The following is a 19,996-nucleotide window of genomic DNA, read 5'->3' on the forward strand; positions in this document are numbered from 1 at the left end:
CGATGGATGAGGACAACAAGCGCAGATGGGACGTCCGCCTCGGCGTGATCGCGCCGGTCCTGACGATCCTGGGCATCCTCGTGGGCGTCTGGGAGTTCAATCATGGCGAGAATAGCCGGCGCGTTGAAACCGAGAATGCGGAGAAGCTGCGCGACTCGATCGCGTTCCGCCGGACGCTTTGGCAGCAGAAGCTCACCACCTATCAGAATGTGACGGAACTCGCCGGCCGGCTCGCAGCGACCAAGGGCGAGGAGCGCGCCAAGGCCTATGTCGAATTCCGAACCGCCTATTGGGGTGCGATGGTCCTGGTGGAAGATCCCGAGGTCGAGAAGGCGATGATCGCGTTCGATCGGGAGTATCGCGACCAGGCGAGTGGCTGGTCGAAAGACGACACCCGCCTGATGCAGCGGGCCGACATACTGGCCAAGGCCTGCCGCACATCGCTCGCCACCGGCAAGCTCGAGGGTGTCGTCGTGCCGACCGGGTCGTGATCCGGCGAATACCCCTCCCCGCTCTCGTGCTGTTGGCGCTGCTCCTGTTCGGCTGCGCTCGGCCCGCTGCCGCCCAGCCCGCGTCGCCGGTCTATTTTTTGTCGGTCGGTTCGTCCCGTTTCCTGCAGCCGGCCGATCCCGCCGATCATGGGTTTCCCGAACTGCTTGGAGCCCGCAATGGCGCGAACAGCCTTGCCGATCTGCTTGCCCAGGGCGGCGCGAAATTCGGGATCACGCTAACCTCGCCGGAGGGGAGCATCGTCGGCAAGAAGGACATCGACGCCGCGGTCGAAGCGATCCTCGCGCGGATCGCAAAGGATCGGCGCGCCGGCGAGACCCCGCTGCTTATCGTCTATATCGCCGCGCACGGCATATCGGACGGGTTCTCGTGGAACCAGTTTTCGGTGCCGGGAGACCTGACTTATCGCGGCGAGCCGGAGAAGCTCTCCCCGGTCGAACTGGCCGAACAGGCGATCCACGCCGCCACGCTGGTCGATCGCCTCAACAAGGCGAAGCTGCATTATCTGCTGGTGGTCGATACCTGTTATGAGGGGACGCCATCGCGTTTGGACAGTCCGGTGCTGACCCCGATGGCACAGCAGAATATCGGCGATATCGCCACGGCGCTGCGGTTCCTGAACGAGTTCCACCAGAACGATCCGGTGCTGTTCTCGATCGAACCGGGCAAGACGGTGAAGGTTGCGCCAGACCCCGCCGATCCGACACACAATTCCATGGGGCCGCTCGCGCGGCGTCTTGTGCTCCTCATCAATAGCGCGAAGGCAAATGGTCGCGGCGTCACCCTGGCGTCGATGGTCGCGGCGCTGACCGACCCGCATGGCGATCCGCTGACGACGCCGTCGATCACGCATGCGCAGCGCGCGGCGTGGTGGGACATGCCGGTCATTCGGGCCGGCGCCCAACCCGGCGAGATCGAGGATCGCGAAGGCACGGCGACGGTGCCGCAGCTATGTTGCCTGGCCAAGTCGGCGCGCGCAGCCGCGGCGCCCAAGCCCCTACCCGCGCGCGGCTCGGTGATCCTGCGCAGCGCGGCCGGAGAGAGCATCCTGGGAGGCCAACCGCTGACCCTGACGAAGGATTTTGCGGTCACTTTCTCCGACCCACAGACGCTCGACATCGCCGTCGCCGATCCTGACGGCGATTGGTCATTCGAATTCGCCGCGCCGATACCGCTCGCGATCGGGCGCTATGCGGGCGCGACCCGCTCTCCCTTTCAGCAGGATGGCCGCAACGGCATGTCCGCTTCTGGGCACAGTTCGGGGTGTAACGAGCTGCACGGAGAGTTCGAGATCACCGCGCTTCCGGGCGCGGGTGGCGGGCGCCTTGCCCTGCGGTTCACGCAATATTGCGACGACGACAAGGCGCCGCTCACGGGAACGATCGATCTCGCGTTCGGCAATTAGCGTTGCCAGATGTGCGCCGGCAGGCAATGGCAAAGTCCCCGATCGCCGGACGCTTTACGCCTGCTTCGGGGCCTCGGCGTCGGCCGCATCGAGCTTCGCGGTCAGCTCGGCTTCCAGCACTTGCAGCAAGTGAACGACCTGATCGAAATCGCCCGGGAGGGCGAACTGGTCGGGCCGCTGGTATCGGAACCAGTGCTTGAAGTAGGGTTTTTGCAGAACCTCAACGATCTCGCGCAGATGGGGTGACTGCGAGGCGAACCCTCGTTTTTCCGCCTCGTTGAGCGCCTTCACAAGGTCGTGCCGTATCTGGTCCTGGAGATATTTAGCGTCCGCGCTTCCATCCCAGGCGACGATCGCCGACTTCAACATGAGCTCGAGACCGAGGCCGAGCAGATACTGAATGGACAGGGAATTCGGTCCGTTGAACGCCTGCGATACGGGATCGTCGATCCCTTCGTCCGCCGCATACTCGACCGCGGCGCGGTACAGGAGGCAGGCCGCGCCGGCATGCGATCTGCCGGTATGATATAGCAATCTGGCGAGTTCGGCGCTCATGGTCAGGTCAGCCTATCAGAAAGATCGCTCCCGGAAAGCCGCGCCATCAAATGGAGGCGGGCTTGGTTTTTTAGTGAATCCAATCGAGATCGCCTCTCCGCCCGCCGGCCCGCAACGGCTCGGAAAGGTCTGTGCTTCATATCGCTCGCCAGCCATGCGGGCCAGCAACGATCCTTGTTGTGGCGGCCGTCCACGAAGGGAAGCTCGAAGACTATGCGCGCCGCTGAAATCATCGGAAAAACATATCAGGTCGTCTATCGCATCGCCGACCAGGACACCACGAGTGGTACACCCGAAGAGCGCTATAACGATATCACAGGGCGCCTGAAGAAGATGGAGGCCGCGACGCGGGAAGATGAATTTGAGGACGCTGGCCATGTCGCGACATCGACCTGGCTCGTGAAGAGCAACAAGGCGCGCGCTGCCGATCTCCTGGCCGAACTCAGGGGCCGATTGACCGCAAACAAAGACTTGTTGCTGGTAGCCGAAGTGGTCAAGGGCAACCGCGCGCAGATCTAGGCTGCGGGATCGCGCGCGGCCCGCGAGGCCCTCGCGCGCCGCGATCAATTCTCTTCGGCGGCCGCCGCCGCGGCACCCTTGGTGTCGGCGTTGAGCAGGACGGCGTTGAAAACCACGCCGGTCTTTTCCGTGATCGTCGCGAGCGGCACCTGATAGCGGGCATATTCGCCGGGTGCGAACTCGACCCCGAAGCGGGCGATGACGTCCTTCTGGGAGAGCAGGAAGCCATAGGTGCGCAGAGAGCGCGCACCGCCCGCATCCTGCGATGCGACGGCCACGACCTTCCAGAAGGTCTCGGGATATTGGATGGGGCCTGTGCCGAAATCTTCCTTCGTATCATCCGCAGCCAGCACCGGCCCGGCGAGAATGCAGGCGCGCGTGTCGCCCGTCTGCAGATCCTTCTGGATATGGCTTTCGAAGCCACCCCAGATGCCGAGGACGCCCTTGTAGATACCGCCGGCATTCTCGCGATTGAACGCTGCGTGCTGCGGCGTGCAGTTGGTCCAGTGGAAGGTGTCGGAGTTGGCGAACTCGACCTCGTTGGGCGTCGCCCCCCAGGCATTGTCCTCGCGGCGCACGATATGGCCGCGATCGAACTGTCCCGCGGGACCATAGACGTCGGCATCGGCGAGCTGGAACTTCGCCGGGATGCGGGGATCTCCGATCCAGCGATCTCTCCCGAAGAAGTCCCGCCCGCTCACCATCCGCTTGGCCGGATCATAGTCGACATTGACGGCCGACCACATCTGGATGCGCCGGTCGGCGTTCGTCGCCAGGCTGTAGTGATGATATTTGAGGACGAGAATTTCCCCGTTCTCCTTGTACATCTCGCCGTCGCGCGCGGCGCTCACCGAGGGCAGCGGAACCAGGATGCCATTCCCCAGGAACCCCGGATCATAACCCTCGCGATCGTCGTAATTGGGATCGAACCGGAGCGCCTTTTCTTCGGCGACGGGGGGGGTCGGCGCGGCGGTAGTGGGTGCGTTCGGGATAGGCTGCCCGCCCCCGACATAGATCGTCACGGGGCCGGTGAAATTCATGGTCACGCTCATATCTCCCCCATTGAGAAGCTGCGGTTCCGGAGGCGTGATCGTCGGGTCGACCTTGGGCGCCGCCTCCATGGCGCCCGTGGTCGTGAGATTGGCGACGTCGTCGGCCGGATCGATGGTGCCGGCGAGCAGCTCGTCAAGCAGGCGGCGGCCGGTGGGATTGGCCGGGGTGATTGCGCTCAGCGCCTTCACCAGAAAGCTGATCCGGATGCCCTCGTTGGCGATCCAGTCGATGTCTTCGTCCGGATCGCCGGGAGACCAGACCGAGCCATTCTTCTTCAGGATATCGTTGCCGTTGATGCGAGGGATCGAGGCGTGATGGAGCGCGCAGACCTCCCAGGCGTCGCTGAAACAGGGCGAGCCGGACGACCCTTCGGCCGTGTCGGTCGTGTAGCGCAAGAAGCCGTCGTCGCGCAGCTCGAGCAGCTTGTTGTTGGTGGTGGCGTAGCGCTTCGCGTCGCCGTCGGGATATTCGATGATCATGATCGGCATGCCGGGCAGGATCTTCGAGGAGGATCCGTTGATGGCAAGGAAGTTCAGGGACGAGAGCAACTCGCCCGTGGGCGCCGTCGGCTTGACCGCGATGACGGCGAAATCGAGTCCCTCGTCGGAATGAAACAGCGCATCGGGATCGACCTCGAAGGTGATTCCGCGCGCCACGCCGGCATCGCCAGCCTCATGCAGGAAGTTCGCGCCGGCACCCCGCGCGGAGGCGATATCGGGGAAGACGTGCCAGTTGGTCAGTAGCACGGAGGGCGAAATCATGAAGCCGGTCGCGAAGCCCTGCGGCTCGACTTTGGGATCGGCGGACACGAGGATCCGCGCGACAGGGCGACCTGCGGCGCGCGCCGCTTCCGTTGGCGGGGCGGCGATCCAGTCGAGCGTTGGCCCGATCTTGCGCTCGATGAAGACGGGCAAGCGCCCCTGGACCTGGAGTTCTCCGGCACGGATCAGGCTGGCGCGACGGGCGTCGTAGCGCGCTTGCTGGGAGGGCGATACCGCCGTGGTCGCGGTGGTCGGTGGTTGCTTTTTCCAGCGCTTGGCGGCGGTGAGCATCACCGCGTGGCGGCGTTGATCGAACAGGTTGGTGTTCGCCATGGCACTCCCCCCTCCAAGGTGGTTCGATAGTAATCCCGAATTGTGACCGGTGATGGACTCGGCCGTTTATTGACGACGCCGGGACGTAAAATTGCATCCATCCTGGCGGATACGAATGTCTGAACTGACCTGTTGCGCCCGCAACTGCGCGGGCTGCCAGCCACTATTCGAAACCGCCTGGCGAAGCCCCGGCGCCGGACTTGGGGCGGCGCAATGATGCGCGCGGCGCGAAGGGGCCGATCGGAGGCGAACTGGGCGTGTCTGACGTGGCCCACAAAATAAAGGGCGAGATATTATAGTGTTAGCGCCGGGATGCGCGCTCCGGTGGGCCGTGTACGACAGGGTACGCGACACCGCGGCACACACCGCCCACAGTCATATCTTATTGATTATCCACGCGGATTCATCCGCAGCACCCGTGCGTAGGGTCCATTACAAACGGCTGGGGCCGTGAGTCACCCTGCTTGCAGCGCCTTGGCGCTGCGCAGCCCGTGCCCGGAGGCGCGGGCGCATCCACGGCGTGGGGGTGGCGTCCTGCTGGTGGCGATGGCCGCGCGCGCCGGGTGGAGGATTGGCAGTCCGATGCGGTGCGGAACTGACGCTTGTGGTCGGCGCGAAAAGGAGGGAAAGTTGGACTCGGCGGGCAGGCCATCGGGGAAGGACGATGGACATGCCGAAGATTTCGGATCGGGATAAGCTCGCCGAGTTGGTCGAGCGTCAGAGGAAGGTTGCCGCAGAGGTGGAGGAAACCCGGAAACGGGTGCGCGGGCGGTATGCGCAGCTCGTCCCGGAGCTGCCGGTCGAGCAGTTGGCCGAGCGCGATTTCCGGGAAGTGTTGGTGCAGGCGCTGCGGGTCGGCGGTGAGGCTGCGCTGGCGGCATTAAAGGCGCTGCCCGCCCCGCGATGATGTGCCGGAGCAACCTCGCCCCGCGCCAGGCGCTCGCCGTTGCTCCCCATATCAGCGCCAGCCACAGCGGAAAGGGGAGCGACGTTGGCGGGCCGCAGGCCCGGCATAAGGAGCGACGTGGGGGAAACCGTTCGGGTTTCCCCCACCCATGCGCAAAGCGCATGGCTTCGGGCCGGTCGCGGGGATGCCGCGCCGGTCCTGCTGGGCTGGTCGGGTCTGCTGCGGTTACGGCATCAGGAAGTCATACCCGCTTTCGTGTCCGCAATGGTCGCAGTCGATAGTGTGGTATCGGTTCAGCGAGCCTTCGGCCCGCTCGAAATGATGATGCCGCGCGGGCTTCCCGCAATCGGGACATGGGGCCGTGACGCGCTCGTTCTCAAGCTCATAGCCGCCCGGTTCGATGCAACCGCCATAGACGCGCATGGTTGGTCCTTTCGACGTGAGAAAGGCCCGCCCCCGAAAGGGCGGGCTGTGCTGTCAGCGGCTCGATGACCGGCCAAACCGGCGCGGGCGTTCGATCGGCGGCATGACCTTCTGCTGATCGCGCCAGAAACAATGGGTCGGCACCTGTCGCCCCGTCTCGGGGTTGAACAGGTCGTACAAGTCGCCCTGAATGCCGGAGCCTTGGCAAAGGATCGCCTCAACGATGGTCAATTCGTTGATTTGCTCATTGCGCCGAAACGCCTTGTCATTGCCTTTGCCGCTGGTCGAGAAGTCGTAGCCGATGCAGTCCCTCCCCTTGGCGAAGGCCCATGACGCGGCGGCGGCATCGACTCCCTTCTTCTGTCCGGTGGTGAGAAGGACCATGTTGGGAATGCGCTGGAGAATGAGGTCCAGCCGGTTCCAGATGAGTTCGTAATCGTGCCAGTCGGTCGGGCCGGAGACCACGACGATGGGGCCTTTCGGGTTGTGCCGGTCGCGGCGGTTTTCCGCGCGCGCCCGCACGAAGTCCCGCGCGGAGATATAGCTTGCGGTGGCGTAGGACGCGCGCGAGCCTCGCGAGGGTGTCCAGACATGCCCCGAACAAGCGCGATACATGGCGGCGGCATAGTCGCGCATCGCTTCCATGCACGCCCGGCGTTCGGCCAGCGACTGGCATTGTAGCTGCAAGTCCTCAAGCTCCTTGTTGAAGATTTCGCTCGGCTCCATGCGCCGTGTCATGTCGAGGAGTTCGGCGGCGAGCCGGTCCTCTTCGCGCTTGATCTTGTCCTTGACGAAATGGAAGCTGTTGACGAAGCCCCATGCGACCTCGGCGGCGTGGTTCTCCATGCGCGTATCGCCGAACAGGTCGAACAGGGTTGAGACGATGGCGCCGCATTCGGCCTGCGCCGCGAACGGGTCGGGCATGTCATGTTCGCCCGGTTCCTCGCCGAAAGCCATGACGGTGAGGGGGAGCGGATCGCCGAAAGACGCGGCGAACGGCTCTGTCAGTTCCAACCGCTGTTGAAGCTGGGCAAGGTCGCCGCGCGTGATGAGGGAGCCTTCGCGTTCCTCCATATGCTCGACTTCCGCGCCGATGCTGTATTGCTCGCCCGGCTGGTCCTCGGCGTCCGCGTCCTGCTCGTCCATTTCGGCGACGATGCGCGGATCATACACCATCGGTTCGGCGGCGGGATAGGAAGCGAAGAGTTCCGGCAGGTCGGAAAAGTTGCTAACGGTCTTGTAGGCTGGTTTCGTGCTCATGGGTGCTACTCCGTGACGGGGATCGGTTCAGGGTCCGGGGAAGCGTTCCCGCGCTCCCCCGGCCCCGCCTTGCTGATCGGATCAGAAAGGCACCTCGTCATCGAACGGGGCACCCGCGTTGCCGCCGACATATTCCCCGTTCGGGCCTGCCGTGCTGCCGCCGGAGAAACCGCCGAACCCGCCGCCGCGCTGTCCGCTGCCCTGTCGCTGTCCGCCGCGCTGACCGCCACCGAACGACTGCGGACGACCGGAGCCGCCGAAATCGTCCTGACGCCACACCATGTCCGCGCCGGTGTTGAGGTCGCCGAACACGGCCACCTGCATTTCGCCCTGCGCGCCCCGGTCATCCACGAAACCGCCGTGGAACGGGGTCTTGTCCTTCTGGGTCTTGCGCGGCCAGAGGGTGCCCAGATGGGCAAGATGGCCCGCCGCGTTCTGGCCCCACACCTCGAAAGAGGGGCTGTTCTCGCTGCGCTGCTCGGCGGGGACCAGTTGCACGTAATCGACGTTCAAGTGAAAAGTCCTGATCCATCCCTGAATGATGTCTCCGACCTTACGGAAAGAACCGACCTTCACCGAATTGGGCTGACGCATCATGTTCATCTCAACTACTCCTTATCAGTGCTTCAAAGGACTATTCCTCATCCGCACCTCTTCTTTACCCACTCCCCTTCAAGCGATCTATTGCATTGATTACTTGACAGATTTTCATCGTGCCTGGTGAACCTGAGCCGTCAAAATTGACCGCGATAGCGGTCCCTCGAAAAACGCATTGCCGAAGGCAATTCTGACCTGATCGCCCGAAGAGAGGGGGTCGGCCTGTCGATCATCGCACCCGGAGCCACCCTCGCCGTGGCTCAAGCGCCGGAGGCGGGTCGGGGGGGCAAGGGACGTCGCGCTGCGCCCTAGTGGAGGTTGAAGAAAATGGGCCTGACGACACCTTTGGATCAGGCAATCCCGTCGTCAGGCCCATTTTCTTCTACCGGAACTTGGGCGGAGGCAGCCCTTGCCCCCCCGACCCGCCTCCGGCACGCCGAGACACTGCGAGGTGGCGCAGGGTGCGATGATCGACTTGCTCTGAGGGTGATGCCGGGTGCGGCGCCCTCGCCGCGCCCGGCCTCGACAAGGGACGCGCGATCCGAAAAGGATCGCTGCCGCGACTGCGAAAGGGATCGTTACCCCGTCAGGGGCCAAGACCCGCAGGGGCTTGGTCGGAGCGAAGCGGAGATAGAGCCCGGTGCCCGCCTCGGCGGGCATTCGCCCTGCCCTTACTCCCGCGCCCTCCCCGGTCGCCCTCCTGTCCCGACGACGCGTCATCCCACGACCGCCGCCGCCGACTGCTCAACCTCCCGCGAACCGGTGCCCTGCTAGGCAAACCCCGGTTGCATATGGGAGGGACGGACGATCGCGATGCTGGCGTCCCCATTCGGGCCGGCCGTATCCATGAGGCGGTTCATTGCGCGGGAAAGACCAGCCTCGGTCTCGAACATCTCGATAGAATAGGCCTGCCGCGCGAACACCATCGGCTCCCTGACGCGGGCGACTTCCTCGGCGGGGAAATGGCACAGCAGCACATGAGGCCATCCCGCTTCGGGGGGAGGATAGACGGCGATGGTGATGCTGGCGGCAACCAGACGCGACGGTCGAAGATCGAACAGGTTGGGGGCGATCAGCGCAGTCCGCTCGGCGGCAAGGAAGGTCTCGAACTCGGCGGCCTCTTCCTGCGTTTCGAGGATCGCGGGATAATAGCGTCCCAGCGGAAGGTCCCGCCGGGCGTAATGCGGCGGAATATCGATGACGCTGATCGCCGGCAATGTCGGCAACGGCGGGGGATAAAGCAGCCGGGTGCGGGCCATGTCCTCGATCAGGCGAACCATGGAGCGATATTCGTGAAGTCGAGGGGGAACGCCAGTGGCTGGGGACGAGAGAAGTTCTCATTTTGGCAGGAAGTGTCCTTGCCGGGCGGAGGTTTGAGTGGGCCGACGGTTGGCACAAAAAAAGGAATGGCGGCCCAGGGGCGCGCCATTCCGTAGGAGTGCCCATAGCGGGCGACGATGATCGTGGAGGCGGCTGACGATCGTCAGCGGGGATCGCGGGCGCGCAGCCGGATGAAGCGTGTGAGCGCATCGGACGGCCGCCCGCCGACTGCTCCGGGGCCGCCAGGCGCGACCAGGTGGCAGGGCTGTAATAATGTCCGGGAACCGCGTGGAAGGTGGTTTCGTCATCGCCAAGCGGCGGTCGCGGGCAGAAAGACACGGTGGCCTCGGGGTCGAATTCGAGGATCGTGGCGTTGGCGATCTCGTCCTCGCTCAGCGCGATCTCCAGTGTTTCGAGAGTGTCGTGAGCGGGCGCGTGAAGGGACCGGGCGACGTCCCCGGTGGTGGTCGTGATGGGCATGAGTATCTCCGATTTCGGGGGGATCAGGCAGTCGGGGCGTCGGCCAGCGCCAGCGACACGGTGCGCTCGGCAATGGTGGCGGTTAGGACCTTGCCCTGGGGCACGAGCCAGGCGACCTTGTCGCAAAGCTGTTCGCGCAATGCTTCGACGGTGGCCTCGTCTTCGCCGAGCAGGAGCCTGTTGGCACGCTCGCGTGCTGCGCGGCCGAAATCGTCGCGCTGGGTCTCCCAGCTATCGCAGTCGACGTCGTCGTCCGGCGAGAAGAGGCTTTCTTCGAGGAGGTGGGCGAGGTGGCGGGGTGTGACGTCGGCACCGTCGGCAACGAAGATCAGTGCCTCTTCGACCCAGTAGGTGTCGTTGTTGCAGACCAGGACGTTAAGCGGGAATGTCCGCTCCTCGATGGTCGCCGCGCCTGTTCCGGTGGTGGCGATTTCGAGATTCAGTCTGATTGCCGGGACGCGGCCCGATGGCAGCTCGGGTGGCAACGGATCGGGACGATATTCGTGGGTCGCGCCGTCGATCTCGACTTCGAAATTGAGGTAGAGGACGCGTGGCAGCCGGTCATACCAGCTATAGCCGATGAACCTGTCCTCGTCGCGGACGGGGGTTGCGCCGAGCAGGTCGATGTCGGTGAGGACGAGTGCAGCGCATTGCTCGGCATCGGCGTCCTCGAAGGGGACGATGATCATGGGCTCTGCGCTCACTGGCTTGCCCAGCTCGCGGCCCGACGGCATCGCCGTTGAAGGTTTCCAACGATGCAGCCAGCAGGCGGCCTCGGGCATATCGATGCCGAGCGTGCGGGCCTCGCGCCAATTTTCGTAGGGCAGCCGGTGCTCGGGCTGGTCCGCGATGCAGCGATAGATGGCGATGAGGCAAGCGGTGCGCAGCGCTTCGAGCGCATCATTGGTGACCATTTCCTTGCGGGCCGGCAGCACGAGCTGGAGATCCGGTGCGTTCACGATATCGACCTTGGCGCTCCATCCGGGGCCATGGGCCTCACTGACCTCGGCGAGCGCGACGGGGAGCGTCACCCCGTGGAAATTGATGCGGCGTTCCGTCGAAGCCGGCGTTGCGCGACACCGGTAGACAGCGATCCGACAGCCGCCCCAGAATTCGACGTAGGCAGCGCCGGTCAGGAAATCCTCCCGGGGGAGGATTTTCCCGTTGAGGCTGACGGGGAGCGGATAGAAGCGCGCGGCGGCTGCGGCGGCGCCATCCAGCGCAGTGGTCCAGGCCTCGGGCAGATCGATCATGATCTCGGTCCCCACCGTGATCGGGAAGGGCTCGACCCGGATTTCAGCGCTGGCTTCCCATGCGTCGGATGGAATAGCGATGCGCCAGCCGGTGGCGGCCCCGGACGGGCAGGACCGAATTTCCACATGACGGCCGGCAAGGCTGAACACGCCCATACCCGCCGGATCCTCGCGGTGCCGGGTGGTTTCGTCCCAGCCGGAGCGGCCAAGCGATACGAGGACGGCGGGATCGGCGATGCCGTGTCCGTCGTCGCGGACGCAGAGTGTGGGGCGGCCGTCCAGATCGAGGGTTTCGATCTCGATGTTGTTGGCACCCGCGCGGCGGGCGTTCTGGAGCAGCTCGTGCAGCACGTCGGCGACGGTGCCGTTGAACAGGCGGGTAACTTTGGTTATCGCCTCCGGGGCGATGCTCGTGCGGATTGTGGCTGGAAGGCCCATAGGGATGCTCCGATTGCGGGCGGCACCATCACCGCCCACAACCGCCCCTCATCCTCCCCTCCCGCTGTCGGACCGGGAGGCCGACCGCATCGCGCGGAACTGGCGCAGATAGTCGGCTTGCTCGGGATAGCGGACTTCCCATTCGGCGCGCGGGATCAGGAAGCCTATATCGATCAATCGCGTGCGCAGGGCTTCCGTCGCGATGGCTTTCACGGAATCCGGGATGTCGAGGGGGAAGCCCTGGAATTGGCAGAGCCATGACTGGTCGTGCGGTTCCTGGTGCTCCCTGAAATGATCGGCGTCGAAGAACAGGTCGGATCGGACCGACGAGCCATTCCTGATTTCGACCACGAACTGCCCGCCCGGGGGCGTCTCGCTGTGGATGCGGTGGTCGCTGACCATGCGCTCGTGCCAGTGTTTCGCTGATGCGAGCGCGATGCCGTAGCCCGCTCCATAGACTGCGTGGAGTATCCAGCTAACCGGGTGCCCGGCTGCTCCGAAGTGAAAGATGATGTTGCGCATGGGGAGTCCGATCGTGTTTGCGCGCGCTTCCTGCGGCGTGTGGGGTGGGTCGTCCTGGTGCCGGCCGGGACTAGGAAGCCCGGCGCATTTTCTCGTCAGGGGATTCGATGAAGACGCGGCGCATCCCGTTGCGCCGGCGTTTGCGGATGCGGCCGTCGACGAAAGCGGTGGCCCAAAGCTGGGCTTCGTCGGCACGGGCGCCGGCAGCGCATTCGTCTGCCTGTTTGAACATCGCGTAGGCGAGCGCATATTGCTCGCGTTCCGGCAGCGTCAGAAGCGCGGCGCCGATCGGCAAGGCGCTTTCGTAGAATTCGAGGATATAGCGGCCGCCGCCATGGTGCATGAGGATCGCCAGGCGTCCCCCGGACCCGATGGCGGTGGGCCGTGCGATCCTTATCTCGTGCGAGGCATAGGTGACGGATACGCGGTAGGCATCAGTTTCGTCGCGATGGAACACGCGATCGTCGCGGTCGGGCAGTGGATGAGCAAGGACGTCATAGCCCTCGAAGCTCTCGACCTTGCGGATCATATTGTGCCCGATAACGGTCATGGCGGTCGTTCTCCTGCTGGCCGCGCCGCGGCGTGTGCGGGCGGCTGGTTGGGTGTCGGCGGCAACGGCGTCGGGCGTTGCGCCGACAGGGACGGCATCAGCGCCGCCCACGATACGACCACTCCCTTCCCTCCCCGCGGCGGTGGATGCGCCCGGCGCGCGCGGGGGCGCGGCGCCTGCTTGGGATTGCTCCGGACCTATTCGGTGTCGGCTTTCGGCCAGGGATCTTCCCCATCGGCGACGTCGATCTCGAAGGGGCCGGACCAGTCTCTGATCCAAGTCGGGGAAGCCCCCTCGTAGCGCATCTGATCACGATCCTCATCGTGATCCCGCCAGTCCTGCTCGGTCGGGAAGCGTTCGAGCAGCAGCGAAAGCGGGATCGTCCAGCGATTGGGATGATCGATATCGAGTGCGACCGCATAATCGTTGACCCATGACTGAGGCAGGAATTCGAGAGTCACGGTTCGCGCCGGAGAGGTCATGCGCGCGTCCGCCTCGCCGATGGTTGCGATATCAGCGTGCCGCACGGCCTCGATCACCTGTTCGATATCGGCGACGGCGGCCTCCAGTCTGCGGATGGCCTCGTCGCGGCTGTTGCAGTCTTCCGATGTGGACAGCTCGATCATGAGGAACGTGAACAGCGTATCGTGCATGTCGCGCGCCTGCTGGATAGTTTCGACATGCGAGAAATCGCCGCCCGAAAAGACGGCTGCGCATGCACGCTGGAACGGGTTCAGCATGATATATTCCTTGTCGATGAAGTGGGCGGCCCAAGCCGCTCGGGCGGGGCCGATGTGGGTCGTGCTATGCTTGCCGCTCAAACGGCTGTCGCATCCGCTCGACCGTCATTGAAGCCGGGCCGATAATCGGAGAATGCGCCGATCGAGCCGTCATCGCCCGCCCCGAAGGGTGCGCCGTGGAAGCCGTCGCTATAGCCGGCGAAATAGGCTTTGCGGCCGGTGGCCGACAAGTCGGGGTGGGGGCGAGGATTCCAGCGGCTGGCGCGCTGGCGCGCGTCGCATTTTTCGCAGAGATCCTCTTCGTCGGACAGACGCTCGCCCCAGACGGTTGCGCCGCAGCGCTTGCATGAGCGGGATTCCATGATGTTGGCTCCTGATGGTCGGAAGCTGGCTGCCGATCGGGCATTGCTGCCGGTGATAGGATTTCGTGCGGGCGCTCAGAGGAGCGCCATGACGATGGCACCGTCGCTGGGTGGCCTGTCGACCACGCGGACCGGCTGGAGGGGATTGCCGGTGCGGACGATGAACTGGTTCCGGCCGGTGGACCGGCGGAGCTGCCAGGCGAGCGCATAGGCATGCTCGAAGGACGCGAGGCGCGCCCGCAGCGGGGAGAGCTTATGCATGATGGATATCCTGAAGGACGCCGACGGCGCGGAGGGGCGGCCGGCCGAAGCCGCTGGAGTCGCCGCCCATGCGCGGTGTGCGCTTTGGTCGATGGTTTCTGAACGACCGGCAGATCAGTTCGGCATCAGCCAATCGCGTGCCGGTCGCCACGCGAGGATATCGCTGCCGCTGTCCGAAACCGCGTCGCCCGAAATGTCGCGCCACGGCGAGCGCGGCCGATAGTCGGGCATGTAGCGCGCGGTGAGCAGCTCGAAGGTCGCGCAAACATAGCCGCTGGAGCGGATGGCAAGCACCGGTTCGTCGTTCTCGGGAAGCGCGCTGAGGACGGACGTGAAGCCGGCAGGGAGATCGTTGACCGAGCCGTCGATCAGGGTGCGCGCGAGGCGGGTTTCGAGTTCGCCGGCGTCGCTGCCCCAAGGATGGGCGTCGATATCGAAGGCATTGGGGTCTTCGCTCGATGGTAAGCGGGAAAATTCGCCGGACCAGCATTTGGTGTCGGGACGCAGCCCGGAGATGTTCGCGGAAAGGCGCGGATCGCCGGTTTCGCGCCGCAGCCAATCGGTCATGGCGGGGGTCATGCTCCCGGTGAGCCGATGCGCGGCGATCGGTGTCTGGTCGAGTTCGGCGAATTCGACAAGCCACCACTGGCGGCGATGGTGAAGAACGATGCCATAGCAATGCCTGAGCGCGCCGGGATTGATTGCCTCAGCGGCGCGAAGAGCGTCGAAATATCGCCTCGCATGATTGGGAACCGTCATGGCTTGATCCTCCGAATGGGTTTCGACGGGTCGAACGGCTGCCGCGCAGCGCCCGCCGACTCCGCCCCACCACCTCCCCTTCCCGTGGCTGTCAGGAGAATTTCGGTTGGTCGTTCGAGGCGGAGACTGGTCGACCGAGGACGTCGAGCACGGCCCGGGCCGAACGCTCCCATCCGGCATCGTCCAGAATGTCAGCGGCCTCCATGCGCGCGGCATCGAGTTCGTCTTGCGTGGCTGCCCGGGCAAGGCGGCGCAGGCTGAGGAGCGCGGTCACGATGTCGGTCATCTGTGGGTATCCTGGATTTGGGTGGGGAAGACGCGCCGGCGGTGCAGGCCGCTCATGCGTGGAAACGGCGGCTCTTTGGGGCTCAGCCGAAGCGGCGTCCGCGTTCCGTGAAGGTGAAATCGTTGGCGCGGATCGCCTCGTCCACCTGATGGCCGGCCATCAGAAAATCAAATTCCGTTTCGAGTGTGCGGTAGATCCAGCGTGCGAGGTCGCGCAGCGCGTCGATGACCAACTCTTCGTCCGCAAGGCTCAGGTCCTGGCCGGTCTGGCTGTCACGGCGCACGTCGATCCGCATGCTATATTCATGGTAGTAGCAACCGGCATGCTCGATCGATGCGCCGAGCTGGTAGAAGTTGCGGCGCTGGGCATCCTGAAGGCGATCGGCGATGGCATGAAGCTCGGACGTGTTCGGCGCGTGGGCGCGGATTGTCTGGGCGGCCCCGCGGGCATAGCGATATTGGCCCACGAAGGAGGCGCCATCGCCTTGGCTGCAGAAGCCGGAGAAGTAGATCTTCGACTGTTCGCGGGATCCGCCGCCCATGAGTCGGACGGACTGCGTGGCGAGCGATACGCCGAGGATGTTGCAGATATCTTCAAAGTGCTCGAACAGGGATTCATACCAGTCACTGTCGAGCGGCATCGTGCGATACCAGTCACGGGCATGTTCGCGGGCGGATTCGTCGAGTTCGTCGAGACGATAGACAAGGGTTTCGATCACCTGTGGCATGGTGGTCTCCAGTCCGGTTGGTGGAACGGACGCGCGGCGGCGCGCCCCTTGCAATCGCCACCCCCTCCTCTCCGGCGTGGCGGCGACGTTGCGGGCCGCGGTCGGGCTGGCTGCTAGAAGCGGAGGCCGGCGGCGAAGCTGCGCAATTGGGCGGTCATGCACGCGCGAAGATGGGCACGATTGGTGATGACGATCTCGGGCTCGAGGGGATCGCCACCAGCCGATCGATAGCCCTGTGCGGGTGCGCCGCTCGCGTCCTCGATCACGATCCGGTGGCCGCTCGGCTGGGCGGGGCCGGCATAACGGGCAGTGAAACCGCCAAGGCGTCCGGACAGGCCGGCAGCCATTTTTCCCCAGCGGATATGACCGGCCGCGAACTGATCGCCCGGCGCGCGGCCACGGGCGAGCCAGATGCGGAACTGGGCGCGTTGCTGCAGGGCGGAATTGCGCGTGCGTTCCATATTGCGGACGATCGGCAAGCGATGCGCAGCGGCGTCGATGGTGGCGAGATCGGGTCCATCGGCCGCGATCAATATGTCATCGAGGGCGGCCTGCTGCAGAATCAGGCCGACATCGAGGTGATCGGCGTAGCCGGTCAGGAGGTCATAGAAGCGCAGGCTGGCGTCAGGCGCCGCAATCAGCACCATTGCGCCGTCGTGGCCGGGTATGGCGCGAAGAAGGTCGAGAAGACCAATGGCGCCTGTGTCCAGCTCGGCCCTGCCGAGAACGAGAAGGCGTCGACGCCATGATGTCGGGGCCGGCTGGTCGGACGGGTTCGGCCACTGGCTCGGGCGCGGGCAAGATGCGTCCGGCACGCTGATCTTCGCGGACGGGAGCGTCGCGGACGGCACAGCGGCGAACGCGCGGCGCGCGGTGTCGAAAATGTCTTCCGGTTGGCCACCGCCATCGCGAAATCCGTGACGATAGGCGTTTCGGCAATGTTCGAAGTCCTTTGAACGCTCATTGCCGATAAACCGGAAATCCCAGCCCGCCCGCGCGGCGTGATGGCCATCGCCATAGGCTACGGCGGGGTTCCATTCATAGCCATGGGTGTCACGGGCGTGCAGGATGACGGTATAGCGGCCATCGTCTTTGCCATCGGCGACCTGATGCTGGGCGAAGGCAAAATTCTTGCGCTGGCGTTCCGCTTCGGTTTCGCGGGTGATTTCGTCATGGAGGGGGCGCAGCATTTGGATGCGCTGCCGGGTGCGGGCAATCCGCGCATCCAAAGGTGCGTCGTTTGGCAGGTCGGGAAAGCATTGCCAGGCGTGGGCCAGCGCCTCGGCATGATGTGCCTTGCGGCCACGCGCGATCCAGGTTCCCGCGTCGGCGGGGTCGAAGGCATCGGACATATCGGGGTTCCATCATGGGAAGGCTGGAAGCGGGATGCCGGTTGGGCGTGCGTCGTGCTCGTGGGCGCTATCGCTGTTCGCGGCGTGGCAGCCGGGCCGCGATCTCCTCGTCTGTCAGGCTGTCGAGAAACGTGACGACGGTGCCGACGCCGGGCTGGTAACAGAGGATCGTTCGGTCGCTGCGGTGCTGCTGCGGCCAGCTCTTGGTGACGATGCCGGCCACACCGCGATAGTCGGGATGGGTGACCGACCAGATGGCGTCGAGCTTCTGTTCCCGGCAGAGACCGGTGGCGTCACCGGTTTCCCAAAAATTGATCGCGGCTCGCATCGCGTCGGGCGCGGCACGGTCGCTCAGATCGCAATAGCCGTGGAACCAGCGCCTTCGGGCGTGGATGGTAATTTCAAAGAAAACCGAGCCGACATTCCCGGCTTTCAGTTCGCTCAGCGCGAAGATGTCGGGGCGGGCGAGTAGCGGCGGCAGGACGTCGAACATCGTGGAATAGGAATGCTGTAGAATCTCGAACCAGCGCCCGGCATAAGCGGCGCCGGAAGCGAGATCCTGGGGCGCTCCGTCGACGCGCAGGTTCAGCAGTTCATACATGAACGAATGCGAGGCCACGCCCGCGAAGATCTTGAGGTAGGTCGGATCGATGCGCATGATGGATCTCCATCGAGGACGCGCACCGGGCAAGCCGGTGCCGCGGGGTTGTTGGATTGAGGGTCCGCCAGCGAGCGCGAGGGTCGGCGCTCCGGTGATGGCGCAAGCGGGACGGCACGGGCCGGTCCTCGCGTGGAGATGACGGTGCGAACGCCTTGGCGGGCCGAGATCAGGAAGGGGTTTCCGGAAGCTGGACCCACTCGGGCTGATCGTCGGCGATCGGAAGGGCGTAAGACAGGGCGTCCTCTTCGGTGAACACCGTTGCTGCGGCCAGCGAGCCAAATCCGTCGTGGCTATTCCAGAACAGAAGCGGCTCATGACCGGTTTCGTCTTCGTCGGAACCAACACGGGCAGCGATGACATATTTCGGATTGGTCATGTTCGTCCTCCAGAGCGTTGATTTCAGATGGGCCGGGGCGCTGTGCCGACGATCTTCGGTGATGCGGGAGATCAAGCTGCCAGGCTGAAGAGCGGAAGTGCGGTGACGTCGCCCTGCAAAGCAGCGCGGTCGAGAAGGGGATAGGGCAGGCTCGGCACCTTGCGGCAGGCGAGCTTGGCCGCTTTCACCAGCGGAAAAACGTAGGTATGGTTGCCGGGATGGCGGCGGCGGCGCAGGAAGCCATCGCGGACCAGGCCCTGGAGCCAGTCAGCGCGGTCTTCGCCGAACGCCGGGGGTGCCGCGCCGGCCTGCACGATCTGATCGATCGCATAACGCTCACCGGTCTCGCCATTGCGGATTTTCGAGATCGCGCGCGACGAAACCGGCCGGCCGCTGGGCAGGAGCAGGTCGGTTCGCGGAGAAGAACGGCCGACATAGCGGCTGCCCATGGTCGCATAGAGCTGCCCGACATGGCCGGGAAGAAAGACCTGGCCGTCCGCATCGATGCGCCGGACAGGATCGGCATAGGAGATGACGGCGAGAATTCCCGGACGCTCGCGCCGCAGGAGACGGAAGGCCCGCGACACGAGAAAGCTCTCGCCATTGCCGCCGACGTCGTCGAGCAGCACCAGTCGGCCGAGATCGCAGGCGGACAAAGGATCGGCGAGGCCGGCATTTTTCGGCACCGATGCGTTGTTGATGGGGACCGAGAAAGCGCAGACGCCGGCAAGCTCCGACCTGCCGCCCGGGCCGTTGCGGAAGAGTCCGATGGCAAGGCGGCAGACTGGCATCGATGCGGCATAATGGTGCGCTTCGACGAAAGGTGTCGCCTGACGCCGCGTGTCGATCACGTCGACGGACAAGCGGTTGGGATCGATCTCGCTGGCGGCGGGCACGAACGAGGCGCGCCGGTCGCGCCAGCGCTGGGAGCGGGTTGTGAGCATGACGAACTCCAATGGTCCGTGGCCACCCTCCCCCTTCCCTCCCCGCATTTTGAGGGAGTCGAGCCCGCCACCGCGAAGTGGATGATCCAAGGTGGTCGGACGCGCTCGGACGCTGGGGCGTCGCCCGGAATGTGGCGGGGCGGCTACCCCGATGTGTTCGGCACCGGCGGTCAGTTGCCCCGCCCCTTCAGCAGCGCATGGATCAAGCGCTCTTCCTTCATGCCGATCCGGTGGCGCCGGCGGTCGCGTTCGATCTGCTGCTGCACGGCCTCGGCATTATACCGGGTGGTCCGTGTCTCTTGGGACGGCGGAAGCTCCGCCCATCCACCGGCGGCGCTGATCCAGACGGTGCCTATCGCGGCAGGACGCACCTCGAAGCTGTCCGTGCTATCGGTGGCAGGATTGCGCACGGTGACGCCGCCGCAATCTCCTTTCCGTTTCGGCGCGCGCCCGCCGACCACGATCAGATCGCCGCATCCGCCGGGCATATGGATAGTGTCGCCGGACTTGACCTTGGCGACGACGATGGAACCGATGGTGTAATGGAGGGTCCAGCAATTGTCGGTAATGGAGGTCATGGGGTCGGTCCTTTCTGGAATTTCTTTGGATGCACGCGCGTTTTCGCGGCGCGGAGACGGTCAG

General features: G+C 64.8%; 24 protein-coding genes. 4 read left to right on the forward strand and 20 right to left on the reverse strand.

What is annotated here, in order from left to right; genetic code table 11:
* Nucleotides 1-2: 2 nt before the first annotated feature.
* On the forward strand, nucleotides 3-491 hold the full coding sequence (locus tag CAF53_RS02415) for a hypothetical protein (protein ID WP_100237209.1): 489 nt from the start codon (nucleotides 3-5) through the stop codon (nucleotides 489-491).
* A complete protein-coding gene (locus CAF53_RS02420) occupies nucleotides 488-1,915 on the forward strand; it encodes a hypothetical protein (RefSeq protein ID WP_157801189.1) in 1,428 nt (475 codons plus the stop codon). Before CAF53_RS02415 ends, CAF53_RS02420 begins: the two co-directional genes overlap by 4 nt.
* Before the next feature lie 54 nt (nucleotides 1,916-1,969).
* Here the strand turns inward: CAF53_RS02420 and CAF53_RS02425 are convergent, their stop codons facing one another.
* Complete coding sequence (locus CAF53_RS02425) at nucleotides 1,970-2,470, reverse strand: hypothetical protein (protein ID WP_100237211.1); 501 nt, start codon at nucleotides 2,468-2,470, stop codon at nucleotides 1,970-1,972.
* Between the two features lie 213 nt (nucleotides 2,471-2,683).
* Here CAF53_RS02425 and CAF53_RS02430 point away from each other — a divergent pair, with 213 nt between their 5' ends.
* Nucleotides 2,684-2,989, forward strand: a complete 306-nt coding sequence (locus CAF53_RS02430) for a hypothetical protein (RefSeq protein ID WP_100237212.1) — start codon at nucleotides 2,684-2,686, stop codon at nucleotides 2,987-2,989.
* Nucleotides 2,990-3,033: 44 nt separating this feature from the next.
* On the opposite strand, the gene CAF53_RS02435 is transcribed toward CAF53_RS02430, so the two are convergent.
* Nucleotides 3,034-5,136: a DNA/RNA non-specific endonuclease gene (locus CAF53_RS02435; RefSeq protein ID WP_100237213.1), complete on the reverse strand. Its 2,103-nt coding sequence runs from the start codon at nucleotides 5,134-5,136 to the stop codon at nucleotides 3,034-3,036.
* A 670-nt stretch (nucleotides 5,137-5,806) separates the two neighbouring features.
* Here CAF53_RS02435 and CAF53_RS02440 point away from each other — a divergent pair.
* Entirely contained in the window at nucleotides 5,807-6,043 is a 237-nt protein-coding gene (locus tag CAF53_RS02440) for a hypothetical protein (RefSeq protein WP_100238659.1), read from the forward strand.
* A 225-nt stretch (nucleotides 6,044-6,268) separates the two neighbouring features.
* Here the strand turns inward: CAF53_RS02440 and CAF53_RS02445 are convergent, their stop codons facing one another.
* The 18 genes from CAF53_RS02445 to CAF53_RS02530 form a co-directional block, all read right to left on the reverse strand.
* Nucleotides 6,269-6,466, reverse strand: a complete 198-nt coding sequence (locus CAF53_RS02445) for a hypothetical protein (protein ID WP_100237214.1) — start codon at nucleotides 6,464-6,466, stop codon at nucleotides 6,269-6,271.
* Nucleotides 6,467-6,520: 54 nt separating this feature from the next.
* Entirely contained in the window at nucleotides 6,521-7,726 is a 1,206-nt protein-coding gene (locus CAF53_RS02450; RefSeq protein ID WP_242443367.1) for a DUF2493 domain-containing protein, read from the reverse strand.
* An 81-nt stretch (nucleotides 7,727-7,807) separates the two neighbouring features.
* Nucleotides 7,808-8,329: a DUF736 family protein gene (locus CAF53_RS02455; RefSeq protein WP_100237215.1), complete on the reverse strand. Its 522-nt coding sequence runs from the start codon at nucleotides 8,327-8,329 to the stop codon at nucleotides 7,808-7,810.
* Between the two features lie 764 nt (nucleotides 8,330-9,093).
* On the reverse strand, nucleotides 9,094-9,603 hold the full coding sequence (locus tag CAF53_RS02460; protein WP_100237216.1) for a hypothetical protein: 510 nt from the start codon (nucleotides 9,601-9,603) through the stop codon (nucleotides 9,094-9,096).
* A 543-nt stretch (nucleotides 9,604-10,146) separates the two neighbouring features.
* The gene (locus CAF53_RS02465) at nucleotides 10,147-11,814 is read right to left on the reverse strand and encodes an ATP-binding protein (protein ID WP_100237217.1); all 1,668 of its coding nucleotides are present in this window, start codon (nucleotides 11,812-11,814) and stop codon (nucleotides 10,147-10,149) included.
* A gap of 48 nt (nucleotides 11,815-11,862) precedes the next feature.
* Nucleotides 11,863-12,336: a hypothetical protein gene (locus CAF53_RS02470; protein ID WP_100237218.1), complete on the reverse strand. Its 474-nt coding sequence runs from the start codon at nucleotides 12,334-12,336 to the stop codon at nucleotides 11,863-11,865.
* 70 nt (nucleotides 12,337-12,406) lie between these two features.
* Nucleotides 12,407-12,886, reverse strand: coding sequence for a hypothetical protein (locus tag CAF53_RS02475; protein ID WP_100237219.1), 480 nt, complete (start codon nucleotides 12,884-12,886; stop codon nucleotides 12,407-12,409).
* A 197-nt stretch (nucleotides 12,887-13,083) separates the two neighbouring features.
* The gene (locus CAF53_RS02480) at nucleotides 13,084-13,707 is read right to left on the reverse strand and encodes a hypothetical protein (protein ID WP_100237220.1); all 624 of its coding nucleotides are present in this window, start codon (nucleotides 13,705-13,707) and stop codon (nucleotides 13,084-13,086) included.
* The gene (locus CAF53_RS02485; RefSeq protein ID WP_100237221.1) at nucleotides 13,704-13,988 is read right to left on the reverse strand and encodes a hypothetical protein; all 285 of its coding nucleotides are present in this window, start codon (nucleotides 13,986-13,988) and stop codon (nucleotides 13,704-13,706) included. The genes CAF53_RS02480 and CAF53_RS02485 overlap by 4 nt, the downstream gene beginning before the upstream one ends.
* Before the next feature lie 75 nt (nucleotides 13,989-14,063).
* A complete protein-coding gene (locus CAF53_RS02490; RefSeq protein ID WP_100237222.1) occupies nucleotides 14,064-14,249 on the reverse strand; it encodes a hypothetical protein in 186 nt (61 codons plus the stop codon).
* A 114-nt stretch (nucleotides 14,250-14,363) separates the two neighbouring features.
* Entirely contained in the window at nucleotides 14,364-15,008 is a 645-nt protein-coding gene (locus CAF53_RS02495; RefSeq protein ID WP_242443368.1) for a hypothetical protein, read from the reverse strand.
* Between the two features lie 91 nt (nucleotides 15,009-15,099).
* A complete protein-coding gene (locus CAF53_RS02500) occupies nucleotides 15,100-15,294 on the reverse strand; it encodes a hypothetical protein (protein ID WP_100237223.1) in 195 nt (64 codons plus the stop codon).
* Between the two features lie 82 nt (nucleotides 15,295-15,376).
* The gene (locus tag CAF53_RS02505) at nucleotides 15,377-16,021 is read right to left on the reverse strand and encodes an antitoxin of toxin-antitoxin stability system (RefSeq protein ID WP_100237224.1); all 645 of its coding nucleotides are present in this window, start codon (nucleotides 16,019-16,021) and stop codon (nucleotides 15,377-15,379) included.
* 113 nt (nucleotides 16,022-16,134) lie between these two features.
* A complete protein-coding gene (locus tag CAF53_RS02510; RefSeq protein ID WP_100237225.1) occupies nucleotides 16,135-17,373 on the reverse strand; it encodes a hypothetical protein in 1,239 nt (412 codons plus the stop codon).
* A 67-nt stretch (nucleotides 17,374-17,440) separates the two neighbouring features.
* Complete coding sequence (locus CAF53_RS02515) at nucleotides 17,441-18,031, reverse strand: DUF1419 domain-containing protein (RefSeq protein WP_100237226.1); 591 nt, start codon at nucleotides 18,029-18,031, stop codon at nucleotides 17,441-17,443.
* 169 nt (nucleotides 18,032-18,200) lie between these two features.
* Complete coding sequence (locus CAF53_RS02520) at nucleotides 18,201-18,410, reverse strand: hypothetical protein (protein ID WP_100237227.1); 210 nt, start codon at nucleotides 18,408-18,410, stop codon at nucleotides 18,201-18,203.
* A 71-nt stretch (nucleotides 18,411-18,481) separates the two neighbouring features.
* Nucleotides 18,482-19,354, reverse strand: coding sequence for a hypothetical protein (locus CAF53_RS02525; RefSeq protein ID WP_100238662.1), 873 nt, complete (start codon nucleotides 19,352-19,354; stop codon nucleotides 18,482-18,484).
* Nucleotides 19,355-19,524: 170 nt separating this feature from the next.
* Nucleotides 19,525-19,932 (reverse strand): hypothetical protein, encoded by a 408-nt coding sequence (locus tag CAF53_RS02530; protein ID WP_100237228.1) that lies wholly within the window; start codon nucleotides 19,930-19,932, stop codon nucleotides 19,525-19,527.
* Between the last annotated feature and the right edge of the window lie 64 nt (nucleotides 19,933-19,996).

The sequence above is a fragment of the Sphingobium sp. LB126 genome, from assembly GCF_002795205.1.
Classification (GTDB): domain Bacteria; phylum Pseudomonadota; class Alphaproteobacteria; order Sphingomonadales; family Sphingomonadaceae; genus Sphingobium; species Sphingobium chungbukense.